This is a genomic window from Kribbella pratensis, from assembly GCF_004365355.1.
Taxonomy (GTDB): Bacteria; Actinomycetota; Actinomycetes; order Propionibacteriales; family Kribbellaceae; genus Kribbella.
The window spans coordinates 1821242-1834126 of the sequence record NZ_SODP01000002.1; the positions used below are offsets into that span (position 1 = coordinate 1821242).

Sequence of the window (12885 nt, forward strand, 5' to 3'; positions counted from 1 at the left end):
CCGCCATGAGGCCGGGCGCGATCGCATCGTGTGGGTCTCCAGTGATGAGCCGAAGTACTGCCGCCGGGACGAGGATCACGAGCGCTATTCCGTGGCCAGTCCTCGAGGTCTTCACGTCCGGATGTTATGCGGCCCAGAATGTACTGTCACTAACCCTTGCAACGCACAGCGGCAGCAAACCTGCGTCCCCGCCCCCATTCCGAACAGCCGGCCAAATCGGCCCGTCATCCCGGAGTCGTGAACCTCCGCCGGAGAGCAATGTTGTTGGCGTTCAGAAAAGACAACCGAGAGCGGGCGCGGCGGTGGACGGCGGCGCGACGACCGGGAAGCCCGACCATGAAGCTGCCGCCCGGAGTCACCGGCTTCAACGCGCCACTCGAGGGCGAGGAGGACCTGCGGGCGTTCACCGCCGTCTGCCACCACGCCGTCCGCGCCGTCGGCGCCACCGTTACCGCAGTCACTCCCGCCGGCGTCACGCCGAACTTCCACGAGATCGACATCACCCACAACCAGAAGCAGATCGCGGTGCTGCGGCACATCGCGCTGCCATTCATCGCCTTCGCTGATGCCCGAGCCAGCGGCGACCCCACGGTCACGTTCGTCAACCACGACGAACTCGCCACCGCCATCACGAACCTGCCCCACGCCCACGTCCTCACCGTCGACGAGCTACAAATCCCTCTATCGCAGGTCGACCTGAGTGCTCTCGACCCCCACGAACACGACCAGATCGACTACTGGAAACCAACCACCGCCGGAGAGTTGCTGTTCAACTTCTGGGACTGAACACCAATAGCCCGACAGCAGAAACAGTCCACGATCGTCTAGCTGGACGTGTCACGGATCAACTGACTGCGATCCGTCATGCATCAAGTGGAGCCCGACACAGGTGGCACACGACAGGGCAGCGACAGAGCAGCGGCTACTGTTCGGCAGACGCCGGCGACCTCAACCGCAAGACCACAGCCGCAAGTAAACGACCGTGTCGGGTCAGAAGTACCAGAAGTTGTACACGTGGTGGCCGTGGGCTGCCGCGTGGCGCGCGACGATGGCCAGTCCCTGGACGACGTACTCGCCGTGCGACGCCGCTGCCGCTGACAGCGCCTCCGAATCCGCGACCGCCAGCGCATGGGCGAGCGTGTCGGTGACCGTCATCAGGCCGGCCTCCACAACGCCGGCGCCCTCATCGAGGATTTCAGAGATCTGTACGCAGTACCTGGGGTCCGCCGCAATCTCCTGGCTGTCCCGGCCGGTGAGGAGCGATTCCAGGTCGGCCAGTGCCTCGGGTCGGAGTCCATCGTCATTGTGGACAGGATCCCGCCCCAGCCAATCCCCGAGCTCCGCGATCGCGGTCTCGTCGTCTGGCGCCGCGAAGACTATGTTCATCTCTCCCACGAGCCCCGATTATCTTCGCAAGTACAGGAAGCCGCCAGGCCTTTCGCCCGGCACATCGGGGATCGCAACCGGCTGGTCAAGCAACGTCCTCAGATCCTCCGCCGCACCATCGCCCAGCCAGTGCGCAGCAGCAAGGCCAGCGACCCCGCACCACGACGTCCAACTCGTAGGCTTGTCTCCCTCGGACCTGCAGACTGTCCGAACGGCTAAGCCCGGCGGACTTCGACGAGCAGGACCCACGGTCGTCAGTTGCCCGCGTGGGTGAGCTCCGTGATGACTGTCGTCCACAGGGTGCCGGCGTCGCCCCACGGACATGAGGGTCGATCCGCTCGACGTGCTCCAGGACTCGTGCGCGTCGTTGCTGTGGAGTCAGGGTGTCCCGCTTGAGCAGATTCAGGACATTCTCGGGCACGCTGACCCCCGCACGACTACGTCGACGTGGCCGAGGAGTTGCAGCGTGAGGCCGTCGACAAGCTCGGGGTTCCTGTTCGAGGAGCGCGGAGAGTGACGTTGGGGTCAACCGTCGGGGTCAAGAGGGCGGCGAGCGCGACAGCCGCCCTGTCTGCTGTTGTCCTCGGAAACACAAAAGCCCAGGTCAGAGAGTGTCTGCCTGGGCTTCTACGTGGCGCGCTCGGAGGGATTCGAACCCCCAACCTTCTGATCCGTAGTCAGATGCTCTATCCGTTGAGCTACGAGCGCTGGACAACGTCGAGTAACGATACATGGAGGGGGCGGGTGTAGGCCAATCGGCTCTGGAGGGCGGCGCGGTGTGGGGTGCGGAGGGGGTTGGGAGCCCTACGATCCGCGCATGGGTATCGAGGATTTGCTGGGCGGGCGGGATCTCGGGGACGTCAAGAAGGCCGTCGGGTTCGTGATGGAGAACTCGGACGATTTCCAGAAGGTCCTGGAGCTCGTGCGGGGGTTGCCGGACGGGGCGGTCGGGTTGATCGGGCAGTGGCCGGAGCTGCTGAAGACGATCGGTACCGGGCTGGCAGAGGCCGGTGAGCAGGCGGCGAACGCTGCGGGGGCGCTCGTTGGGGATGACGGCGAGGGTGGCGCGCGGAAGGCGCTGACCGGGAGCGCGGGCACGATGAACGCGGCCAAGGACCGGTTGAAGGACGCCGCCGGGATGTTGGCCGGGCTGGCGGGTGAGCTGGACAAGATCCCTGGGGTCGGCGACGCGGCGGCCAAGAAGCTGAACGACGGGAGCGGACAGATCGGCGGGGTCGCGACCGAGGTCGAGAGCCTGGCCGGCAACCTGCAGGACCTCTCGGACATCCTCGCCACGGTCGGCGACGCCTTGAAGGGCCTGGGCACGAAGCTCACTGAGTCCGGCGGGTCGGTCAAGACGCTGCTGAGTTAGCCGGACGTACGCCGGGGCGCGCGTGAGGTTCCCGTCCGACGGGGTCGCGCGCGAGGTCCGGTACGCCGGGGCGCCGGGCAGATCCCGCCGTCGGACAGGCCGCGCAGTCGGGGGCCGTCGGCAACCATGTGCGGGGTCGGCGGCGATTCCATGGACACGTGATGGACGAGCCTGCGGCAACACCCCCGACAGCTAGCTCGTCCATCTCGAGCACACGCCACCTCGGGGCGGGCGGCGGCGCAGCGACGAACGAGCCGCACGTGGCGCACGCGTGGGGAACACCCACCACGTCCAATTCACCGATCAGCCGCAGACCCACACCGCTGCAGTCGACGAGGCGGCAGCCGCAGACCGCGCGCGGCAGCGCGCAAGACACCTCGAGGGTGGGCGGGAGCGGACGCGGGAGCACGGCGACAGAGGAGTCGCGCGTAGCGCACGCGTGGGGAGGCATCACCACCTCCACCTCACGCATCAGCCGCAGACCCACACCGCTGCAGTCGACGGGGCGATAGCCGCAGACCGCGCGCGGCAGCGCGCACGACACCCCAGGGCGGGCGGGAGCGGGCGCGCGAGCACGGCGACGAAGGAGCCGCGCGTAGCCCACGCGCGGGGGCACATCACCACCCCCACCTCGCCCAACAGCAACTAAGCCACCACGCTGTAGTCGCCGCGGCGGCAGCCGCACACCGCGTGCGGCAGCGCGCAAGACACCTCGAGGGCGGGCGGAAGCGGACGCGGGAGCACGGCGACGAAGGGGCCGCGGGTAGCGCACGTGTGGGGTACGCGGACGCGGGAGCACCCTGTAGCGCACGGGTGGGGAAACACGCCCACCTCGTTGGTGGGAACCAGCGGCGGTGGTTCCCGTCTAAGGGTGGTTGTCTGGGGCGTTGGGGAGGACCTTCGTGTGGTTAAGGTCGCGGGTATGGGTAGTCGGCTGGTGCGGGGTGCGGCGATCGGGTGTGCGGTGGCTGCTATTGCGGGGGGTGGGATCGGGTGGGCGGTCGGGGAGCCGGTGACGCCTGCGGATATCGTGGCGGCGCGGGTGATGCCGGCGGACTTGTGTGCGCGGATCGGGGACGTCTCGGGCCTGTTGCCTAAGGCATCGAGTGGGCCGGTGGTGATGACGCAGGTGGGGAGTACGACGGTCACCTGCGAGGCGGGCAGCTCCCGGGCGAAGGTCCGCGCGTACACGGCGGCGAGCGTGAAGGTCACCATCACGCCGTACGGCGGGCAGGACGCCGGCGCCGGGAACATGCCGTTCACGCCGACGCAGACCGCGAAGAAGGTTTTCAGCCGATCACCGATGAAGACGCTCGACGAGGACCGCCCGTACCCGACCAAGGTCAGCCGGACCGCGAGCGGCATGGCCGGCGAATCGTGGGCCGTACGCGCGCTCGTGCAGCGCGCAGACATCGTCGTACAGGTTGACTACACAGCCAATCCGGTCGAAGCGGACGTGGCGCAGAAGGCGGCGCTGGCGCTGGCGGATCGCGCCATCTGGGAGAGCAAGTGAGTACGCCGGAGATCCCGGGCTACCAGCTGGATCAGCGACTGCTCCAGCACCCGCTCGCCGAGTTGTGGCACGGCCGCACGTTCACCGGGATGGAGATCGTCGCGCTCGTGCTGAGCGAGGACGGCGCGCGCGACGAGACGGTCGTGGAGCGACTGACCCGCGCGAGCCGCGATGCCGCGCTCGTGCCGGGCCAGCAGGAGGCCCCGCTCTGGGCAGCCAACTTCAACTCCAGCCGCCCGTACGCGATCACCCAACTGATCCCCGGGCAGACCGGCGCAGAGCGGTTGATCGACCCACTCGACGGGATCATCGGCAACGACGACGTGTCCCTGCAGGCGGTCCGCGAGCAACTCAGCGGGTACGGCGCCATGCCCCCGGACCTCCCGCAAGCGGACAGCATCCCGTCGTACGTCGACCGCCCGCAGCAACCGCAGACGCAGGCCGAGATCGAGCAGTCGAAGATCGACATCGCCCGCCAGTACAGCCGCAAGATCGGCTCCTGGATCTACGCCGTCGTGGCGGTCGTCGTCCTGATCGTCTTCAGCATCACGTACTCGATCGGCTCCGCCATCGGCAGCGCCGTGAAGAAGGACGACCCGGTCGAGGTCGCCGCGCCGGCGGTCAGCCCGGAGGCGTTCCCGGCCAAGGTTCTGATCCCACCGATCTCCATCGTGACGACAGCGCCGTACAAACGTCCCGACGGATCGGCCGGCGTCTTCGGCGCGACGTACGACGCCGGCACCGATCTCCAGGTCGTCGCGAACGCGGAGCTGCCGTTCGCGCTCGGCTGGCCGCGGCCGCCGCAGGTGATGCGGCTGGGTGAGTCCTCGCAGCTGATCCTGCGGAAGGTCGTGACCGCGTCCGAGTACGACCCGAAGAACGGCCTGAAGAACTCGTTCCAGGCGCAACTCGCGCTGCACCCGTGCATGAGTCTGGCGCAGTGCCTGGCCGACCGGCCGTCGTTCGATCAGCTGTGGACGAAGATCTACAAGACGACCGCGCCGGCGACCGCGAAGGACGCGCGGACTTGGCTGACGGTGTCGACGAAGGCGCCGTACACGATCACGATGACGCACGCGTTCCTCAGCGGCGGTCAGTGGTGGCTGGTCGGCGCGATGGTCTACGGACAGGCGGCCGAGGCGCCCGACGTCCAGCGGGTTGTCAACGACATCTGGCGGCAGACCAGTTGATCGACCGCAAAATCTTCTGAACGGCCCGCGCGAACAGCGCGGGCCGTTCTCATTTTCACAAGGCCGGCCGGAAAGCGATTGTCGCGAAAACTTTGTGACCGGGTTCACGTTCTGGCGGTTCACAGCCCCGGGGTCGTTCGCGTACCGTAGTACCACTTGCACACTGGTATACGTCCACTGGACGCACTGGTATGCGAGCGAGTACACCGCCAGCCAGCTGCATCGAACCGCCGGAGACCCCGGCGGCCGGACGCCGTACCCGCCTTTCAGCGTCGAGGGGCCGGACGTCGCCGGGCCCGACAGCCGAGAGGGAATGAGCCGCGAATGACGACAACCGCCAGCCCGACCCATACCGAGACCGCCGCCTCAGCAGCCACCAAGGACCCCCTCCCCGGCGAAAATCCGACGCCGTACGACCTGACCACGGCCCCGACGCAGCACGCCGGCCTGCTCAACTGGGTGGCCGAGGTCGCCGAGCTCACGCAGCCCGACCGGATCCACTGGGTCGACGGGTCGGACGCGGAGTACGCCACCCTGACCAACGAGCTGATCGCGGCCGGCACGATGGTCCGGCTGAACGAGGAGAAGAAGCCGAACTCGTTCTGGGTCCGCACGGATCCGAGTGACGTGGCGCGGGTCGAGCAACGCACCTTCATCTGCTCCACCGAGGAGAAGGACGCCGGTCCGACCAACAACTGGATGGACCCGGCGCAGATGAAGGCGCTGATGACGGAGCTGTACCGCGGTTCGATGCGCGGCCGGACGATGTACGTCGTCCCGTTCTGCATGGGCCCGCTGACGGCCGAGAAGCCGATGTTCGGTGTCGAGATCACCGACTCGGCGTACGTCGTCGCGTCGATGCGGATCATGTGCCGCACCGGCGCCGAGGTTCTGGACAAGCTGGGCGAGGACTCGCCGTACGTCCCCTGCCTGCACTCGGTCGGCGCGCCGCTCGAGCCGGGCCAGAAGGACGTGCCGTGGCCGTGCAACGACGAGAAGTACATCGTCCAGTTCCCCGAGGAGCGGGCGATCTGGTCCTACGGCTCCGGGTACGGCGGTAACTCGCTGCTCGGCAAGAAGTGCTACTCGCTGCGGATCGCCTCTGCGATGGCCCGCGACGAAGGCTGGCTGGCCGAGCACATGCTGATCCTCAAGCTGATCTCGCCGGAGAAGAAGGTTCACTACGTCGCGGCCGCGTTCCCGAGCGCGTGCGGCAAGACCAACCTGGCGATGCTCGACCCGACGCTGGAGGGCTGGGAGGTCGAGACGCTCGGCGACGACATCGCCTGGATGCGGTTCGGCAAGGACGGCCGGCTGTACGCCGTGAACCCGGAGTTCGGCCTGTTCGGTGTTGCTCCCGGCACCGGTTGGAAGACGAACCCGAACGCTATGCGCACGATCGAGAAGGGCAACTCGGTCTTCACCAACGTCGCGCTCACCGACGACGGAGATGTCTGGTGGGAGGGGTACTCGCCGACCCCGCCGGACCACCTGACCGACTGGAAGGGCCGCGAGTGGACGCCGGACAACGGCGAGCTTTCGAGCCACCCGAACAGCCGGTTCTGCACGCCGATCAAGCAGTGCCCGATCATCGCCGACGAGTACGACGACCCGAACGGCGTACCGATCTCCGCGATCATCTTCGGCGGCCGCCGCGCCACCACGGTCCCGCTGGTAACCGAGTCGCGCGACTGGGCGCACGGGGTGTTCATGGGTGCGACGCTGTCGTCCGAGACCACCGCGGCCGCGGTCGGCCAGGTGGGCGTCGTACGGCGCGACCCGATGGCAATGCTGCCGTTCCTCGGGTACGACGCCGGGCAGTACTTCGACCACTGGCTGACCGTCGGCAAGCAGCACGACGCGGCGCAACTGCCGAAGATCTTCTACGTGAACTGGTTCCGCAAGGACGACGCGGGCAAGTTCGTCTGGCCGGGCTTCGGTGAGAACAGCCGCGTGCTGAAGTGGGTCATCGACCGGATCGAGGGTCAGGCCGACGCGGTCGAGACGCCGATCGGCCGGGTACCGGCCGCCGACGCGCTCGACGTCGCCGGGCTGGACCTGACCGCACAGGACCTCGAGATCGCGCTCAACGTCGACGCCGAGGAGTGGAAGGCCGAGATCCCGCTGATCGAGGAGTGGTTCGCCAAGCTCGGCGACACCGTGCCGACCGAGCTCAAGGTCGAGCTCGACAACCTGAAGGCCCGACTGGGCTGAATCGGTCCTCCGGCCGCCGAATCGGAAGCCGGCGGCCGGACCGACAGCGCGGTGCCTCGGCTCACCCGCCGGGGCGCCGCGCTGTACTTTCTGCCAGCACCCGCTGGACCTCGTCGTCGCTCACCGACGAGAAGTCCCGGTACGCCTGACCGACCGCGTTGAAGTACCGCGGGATCCACACGCACACCACCTGATCGGCGATCCGCGCCAGCCGCCGGCAGCTCTCCACACCACCCACCGGTACGGCGACGATCACGCGCGCCGGCCGCTGCCGTCGTACCGCCTCCACCGCTGCACGCATCGTCGACCCGGTGGCCAGCCCGTCGTCGACGAGGATCACCACGCGATCGCGTACGTCGATCGGCGGCCGATCCCCGCGGTACGCCGATTCGCGGCGGCGCAGCTCCAGGATCTCGCGCTGCCGTACCTCTTCCATCGCGGCCGCGTCGACGTCCCGCGCGATCTGTTCGTTGCGCACGACATGCAGTTCCTCGCCGACGCCCGCGATCGCCCCCATCGCCAGCTCGGGCTGTCCCGGGTACCCCAGCTTGCGCACGATCAACACGTCGAGCTCCGCACCGAGGGCGTCCGCGACCGGCGCCGCGACGGGTACGCCGCCGCGTGCGAGTCCGAGCACCAGGACCGAACCGGCGACCTGGCCGAGCTCGTCGGCAAGCGCCTCGCCCGCAGCCGCCCGATCGAAATACGGCCTCCTCATCCCGCCATGATCCAACTACGTTGACCCCATGCGAATCCCTGAGAGCGCCCGAGCCGTGCTCGAGTCGAACGCGCTCGCTCACCTGGCGACGATCAACCCCGACGGGAGCCCGCAGGTCTCGGTGATCTGGGTCGGCCTGGACGGCGACGAGATCATCGCCGCGCACGTCCCGAACAACCAGAAGGTGAAGAACATCCGCCGCGACGGCCGGGTGGCGCTCACGCTGGAGACCGGCAACGTCAACGAGATGGGCCTGACGGAGTACCTCGTGATCACCGGCACCGCGCACATCACCGAAGGCGGCGCCGTCGACGTACTGCGGAAACTCGCGAAGACCTACATCGGCCCCGACGCCGAGTTCCTGCCCGGGGCCGAGCCGCCGCCGCCCGGCTACCTGACCCACATCACCCCCACCAAAATCGGAGGCGTAGGCCCATGGTCATGAAAATCGGTGTGATGCTTCCCCTGGGTGCAGGCGATGGCCCTGACGGCGGCATGCCCGGCTGGAAGGACGTGCGAGCAGTAGCCGAGGCGGCGGAACAGGGCGGCCTGGACTCGGTCTGGATCGCCGACCATTTCCTCTACCGCGACCCCGAAGGCCAGATCTACGGCATGCACGAGTCGTGGACCCTGCTGACCGCGGTCGCAGCGGTCACGTCCAGGGTGCAACTCGGAAATATGGTGTTGTGCGCGTCGTTCCGGGATCCGGGGTTGACGGCGAAGATGGCGGCGACCCTCGCTGAAGTGTCCAACGGAAGGCTGATCCTCGGCGTAGGCGCAGGCTGGCACGACCCCGAATACGAAGCATTCGGTTTACCAACCGACCACCGCGTCGGCCGCTTCGAAGAATGGCTGGAAATCGTCGCGAGAATGATCCGGGGAGAAACAGTCACCTACAAAGGCACGTACTACGAGGTCCGCGAAGCAAACCTGGACCCAGCCCCACCCCACCGCATCCCCGTCCTGGTAGCCGGCCACCGCCCCCGCATGATGCGCCTCACCGCCCAATGGGCGGACATGTACAACACCGCATGGTACGGCACCCCCAACGAAAAGCTCGAGGAGCACCTGGAAGCACTCCGCCAAGCAGTAGAGACAGCCGCAAAACCCGCCAACGCAGTAATCCCCACCGCAGGCATCATCGTCCGAGACCCAGACCAACAAGTAGCGGACCCAAGCCCCAACGCAATCCCAGTAAAAGACCTACCCGAAGCAATCAGAGCCTACGAAGACCTAGGCGTACAACACCTGATCATTTCCCCGGAACCAATGACCCCGAGAACGGTCGAGCAAATCGCAAAAGCAAAGGGCCACTAACCAGCAAACCCAACCCACCACCAACCCGAGGGATCCAGCCCAGGAACGGGATCCGGGGGGTCCGGGGGGCGGAGCCCCTCCGGGCGGGGTCCGGGGGTCGCACCCCCGGTGAAATGCCGAAGCTCCCCTGGTCTGCGCTTTCTGCAGACAGGGGAGCCCCAGGAGCGGAGGCGGCGGGATTTGAACCCGCGAGAGGGGATTACCCTCAACCCGCTTAGCAGGCGGGCGCCATCGACCGGACTAGGCGACGCCTCCTCCGACGATCCCCACGCGGGGGACACGACGACGGCCAAGACTATCCGCTCGACCGGCTCGGCGGCAAAGCGGGTGGGTCGACACTCTCGGTGGTGGGGGCAGCACGTTGGGGCAGTAGCCCAAGGCCCCTGTACTGTGGCGACATCGACGGGGGTCGCCAGCGTCACGCGTCAACCAACTCGGTGTGGTAGGCGTCTGAAGTACCGTGGGCCGCTGCGTGCGGCCAACGGAGGGGTCGCCACGTCGTCGATCAGGGAACGGAGCCATGTCGCGGAGTACTCGCGCAGCCGGTCGCAGGGCAGCGCCTCGTGCCAGCCGGTCCCGGGCCCGTTCGCATCGGGCCAGGACGGCCTCGAAGGCGATCGGACTCACCCTGCTCAGCGCTCTGGTGCCGGGCTCCGGCCTGTTGATGGGCGGCCGGAAGAAGCTCGGCGCGTTCGTGCTGACGATCAGCGTCGGCCTGCTGCTGATCGCGGCGTACGTCGGTCTCACGCAGCGGGACTCGGTTCTCGCGCTCGCGGTGTCGCCCCGGCAGCTGCTGGTCGCCACCGGCGCCGTCGTACTGCTCGGGGTGCTCTGGATCTGGGTCGTGGTCGCGTCCCACAAGCTGCTCCGCCCGGTCAGCATGACCTACACGAGCCGGCTGGCCGGCTCGATGTTCGTCGGGTTGCTGTGCTTCGGGATCGCCGTACCGACGACGGTCGCCGCGCAGACCGTGATGGCGCAGCGCGACCTGGTCGGCAGCGTGTTCCAGTCCGAGGGCAACTCCAAGAGCGCGACCCGGCCGAAGGTGACCAACGCCAGCGACCCGTGGGCGAAGACCCCGCGGCTGAACCTGCTGCTGCTCGGCGCCGACGACGGCGTGGGCCGGACCGGTGTCCGCACCGACACCGTGATCGTGGCGAGTATCGACACCAAGACCGGTAACACCGCGCTGATCTCGCTCAGCCGGAACTGGATGCGGATGCCGTTCCCGGAGGACTCGCCGCTGCACAAGATCTACCCGGACGGCTACTGGGACCCGAGCAAGGGGAACGTCGAGCAGCCGGAGTTCTACCTGGACTCGATGTACGACAACATCCCGAAGCAGCACCCCGGCGTCCTCGGCCAGACCGACAACGAGGGCGCGGACGCGGTGAAGCTCGCGGCCAGCGCCGCGCTCGGGCTGGACATCGACTACTACATGCAGGTCAACCTGGCCGGCTTCCGGCAGATCATCGACGCGGTCGGCGGCATCACGGTGAACGTGAACTACCGGGTCCCGATCGGCGGCGACTACGGCGAGGGGCCGGGTACGAACGGCCACCACCTGCCGTCCGGCTACATCGAGCCGGGCCCGAACCAGAAGCTCGACGGCTACCACGCCCTGTGGTTCGCCCGCGGGCGGTACGGCCTCAGCGACCCGTCGCGGCAGGAGCGGCAGCGCTGCACGATCCACGCGCTGGTGAACACTGTCAACCCGGCAACCCTGGTGACGAAGTACCAGGAGATCGCCTCGGCCGGCAAGCAGCTGCTGCGCACCGACATTCCGCAAGAGATCCTGGGGGCGTTCATCCAGCTCGGGCTGAAGGTGAAGAGCGCCAAGGTCACCAACATCGACCTGGACAAGGACAAGAACTTCCCGACCGGCAAGAACCCGGACTACGCGGCGATGCGGGAGATCATCCAGAAGGCGCTCAGCGCGCAGACCAACCCGGTCGCGTCGACGCCGACGGTGAAGCCGACCAAGAAGCCGACCTCCGGGACGACCACGAAGAAGCCGACTCCGTCGAAGACGACGGCCACCCCCGGCGCCGCGCAGAACCTGAACGACGCCTGCGCCTACAACCCGAGCCAGACCGGAAACTGAGACAAATTCGGTTGGTTGAACCCCAGCGGCGGAATCATGACAACTCACTGAAGCCGAGTCACACCTGGGGGTGACTGTGAGGCGTCCGCTGGCGGTTGTGGTCGGAGCTGCGGTTCTGGTCTGTGCGGGCTGCAGCGGTGAGCCGGACGAGGGCGCCGCGCCTCCAACACGCGGTACGACGAAGACGAGTGCCCCGCCGGCGTCGACGGCGCCCAAACCCAAGCCCGCTCCGAGTGCGGTCGCGCTTTCGGTGCCGATGTACCAGCGGGCGCTGACGAATGTCGAGAAGGCGCTCAAGCCGTCCGTCGCCCGGGTGATGAACGCGCAGACGATCGCGGCCTTCGACGCGTCCCGGGCCCAGCTCGCGAAGGCCGTCGTGATCGAACGCGGCGAGCTGGCGAAGATCACTCCGCCGAAGGGCCTGGTGACGGCGCATCCCGCCGTACTCGATGCCTTCGACGCGTACGCCGGGGACGTGAGCACGGAGCTGACCCGGGCCGGCGGCACGAAGACGGGCTGCGGGTTCCCGAAGTCGCTGGAGGTCCGGCTGTACGAGGCGAAGAGTGGCCTGCGGTTCGCGTACTCCGAGCTGGCGCAGAGCGTGCAGAAGTCGATCGGCAAGGGCGTGAAATTCGGCGCGCTGTCGGTGCCGCCGAAGCTGGCCCAGCCGGCCCTGATCGCGGGCCGGGGCGAGAACGGCGACGTGTTCCAGCGGTCCGGTTCGCGCGGCTCGGGCACGCTCGAGATCAGGAACGCCGGCGACGACGTGGTGATCGTGATCGCCGGCAGCGACCCGCGCCGGCCGCAGGCGTCGATCTACGTCCGGGCCAACAAGACCGCGACGCTGACCGGGATCCGCAGCCAGGACTACTGGGTCTACTTCAAGTCCGGGACGAGCTGGGACGCGAAGAACCACCGGTTCACCGAGAACTGCTCGTACCAGAAGTTCGACGACATCTTCGACGGGTCGTACAACTGGACGATCAGCCTGGCCAAGACCCCGCTCGGCAACGCGTCGTCCTCGGAGACTGAATCCTTCTGACATGACCGGCCCGGGCGGATGAGATCCTG

11 protein-coding genes and 2 tRNA genes are annotated in these 12885 nt (G+C 67.7%); 9 read left to right on the forward strand and 4 right to left on the reverse strand.

Annotation, left to right across the window (positions count from 1 at the left end):
- Positions 1 to 336: 336 nt before the first annotated feature.
- On the forward strand, positions 337 to 786 hold the full coding sequence (locus tag EV653_RS25550; protein ID WP_134106202.1) for a hypothetical protein: 450 nt from the start codon (positions 337 to 339) through the stop codon (positions 784 to 786).
- A 204-nt stretch (positions 787 to 990) separates the two neighbouring features.
- Here EV653_RS25550 and EV653_RS25555 read toward each other — a convergent pair whose 3' ends face one another.
- Both EV653_RS25555 and EV653_RS25560 read right to left on the reverse strand, forming a co-directional pair.
- The gene (locus EV653_RS25555; RefSeq protein WP_134106203.1) at positions 991 to 1386 is read right to left on the reverse strand and encodes a hypothetical protein; all 396 of its coding nucleotides are present in this window, start codon (positions 1384 to 1386) and stop codon (positions 991 to 993) included.
- Between the two features lie 632 nt (positions 1387 to 2018).
- A tRNA-Arg gene (locus EV653_RS25560) sits at positions 2019 to 2094 on the reverse strand.
- A 109-nt stretch (positions 2095 to 2203) separates the two neighbouring features.
- On the opposite strand from EV653_RS25560, the gene EV653_RS25565 reads away from it, so the two are divergent.
- The 4 genes from EV653_RS25565 (at position 2204) to EV653_RS25580 (ending at position 7675) form a co-directional block, all read left to right on the forward strand.
- Positions 2204 to 2758, forward strand: coding sequence for a hypothetical protein (locus EV653_RS25565; protein WP_134106204.1), 555 nt, complete (start codon positions 2204 to 2206; stop codon positions 2756 to 2758).
- Between the two features lie 922 nt (positions 2759 to 3680).
- Positions 3681 to 4271 (forward strand): hypothetical protein, encoded by a 591-nt coding sequence (locus EV653_RS25570; RefSeq protein ID WP_134106205.1) that lies wholly within the window; start codon positions 3681 to 3683, stop codon positions 4269 to 4271.
- Positions 4268 to 5461 (forward strand): hypothetical protein, encoded by a 1194-nt coding sequence (locus tag EV653_RS25575; protein ID WP_134106206.1) that lies wholly within the window; start codon positions 4268 to 4270, stop codon positions 5459 to 5461. The genes EV653_RS25570 and EV653_RS25575 overlap by 4 nt, the downstream gene beginning before the upstream one ends.
- 324 nt (positions 5462 to 5785) lie before the next feature.
- On the forward strand, positions 5786 to 7675 hold the full coding sequence (locus tag EV653_RS25580) for a phosphoenolpyruvate carboxykinase (GTP) (protein WP_134106207.1): 1890 nt from the start codon (positions 5786 to 5788) through the stop codon (positions 7673 to 7675).
- A 61-nt stretch (positions 7676 to 7736) separates the two neighbouring features.
- On the opposite strand, the gene EV653_RS25585 is transcribed toward EV653_RS25580, so the two are convergent.
- Positions 7737 to 8393: a phosphoribosyltransferase gene (locus EV653_RS25585; RefSeq protein WP_134106208.1), complete on the reverse strand. Its 657-nt coding sequence runs from the start codon at positions 8391 to 8393 to the stop codon at positions 7737 to 7739.
- A gap of 28 nt (positions 8394 to 8421) precedes the next feature.
- Between EV653_RS25585 and EV653_RS25590 the strand changes: the two genes are divergently transcribed.
- Together EV653_RS25590 and EV653_RS25595 are read left to right on the forward strand one after the other, a co-directional pair.
- A complete protein-coding gene (locus EV653_RS25590) occupies positions 8422 to 8838 on the forward strand; it encodes a PPOX class F420-dependent oxidoreductase (protein ID WP_134106209.1) in 417 nt (138 codons plus the stop codon).
- Positions 8835 to 9710, forward strand: coding sequence for an LLM class flavin-dependent oxidoreductase (locus EV653_RS25595; protein ID WP_166679555.1), 876 nt, complete (start codon positions 8835 to 8837; stop codon positions 9708 to 9710). The genes EV653_RS25590 and EV653_RS25595 overlap by 4 nt, the downstream gene beginning before the upstream one ends.
- Before the next feature lie 165 nt (positions 9711 to 9875).
- On the opposite strand, the gene EV653_RS25600 is transcribed toward EV653_RS25595, so the two are convergent.
- Positions 9876 to 9965, reverse strand: a tRNA-Ser gene (locus EV653_RS25600).
- Between the two features lie 265 nt (positions 9966 to 10230).
- On the opposite strand from EV653_RS25600, the gene EV653_RS25605 reads away from it, so the two are divergent.
- Entirely contained in the window at positions 10231 to 11814 is a 1584-nt protein-coding gene (locus EV653_RS25605; protein WP_134106211.1) for an LCP family glycopolymer transferase, read from the forward strand.
- A gap of 76 nt (positions 11815 to 11890) precedes the next feature.
- On the forward strand, positions 11891 to 12856 hold the full coding sequence (locus EV653_RS25610) for a hypothetical protein (RefSeq protein WP_134106212.1): 966 nt from the start codon (positions 11891 to 11893) through the stop codon (positions 12854 to 12856).
- Positions 12857 to 12885 lie beyond the last annotated feature (29 nt).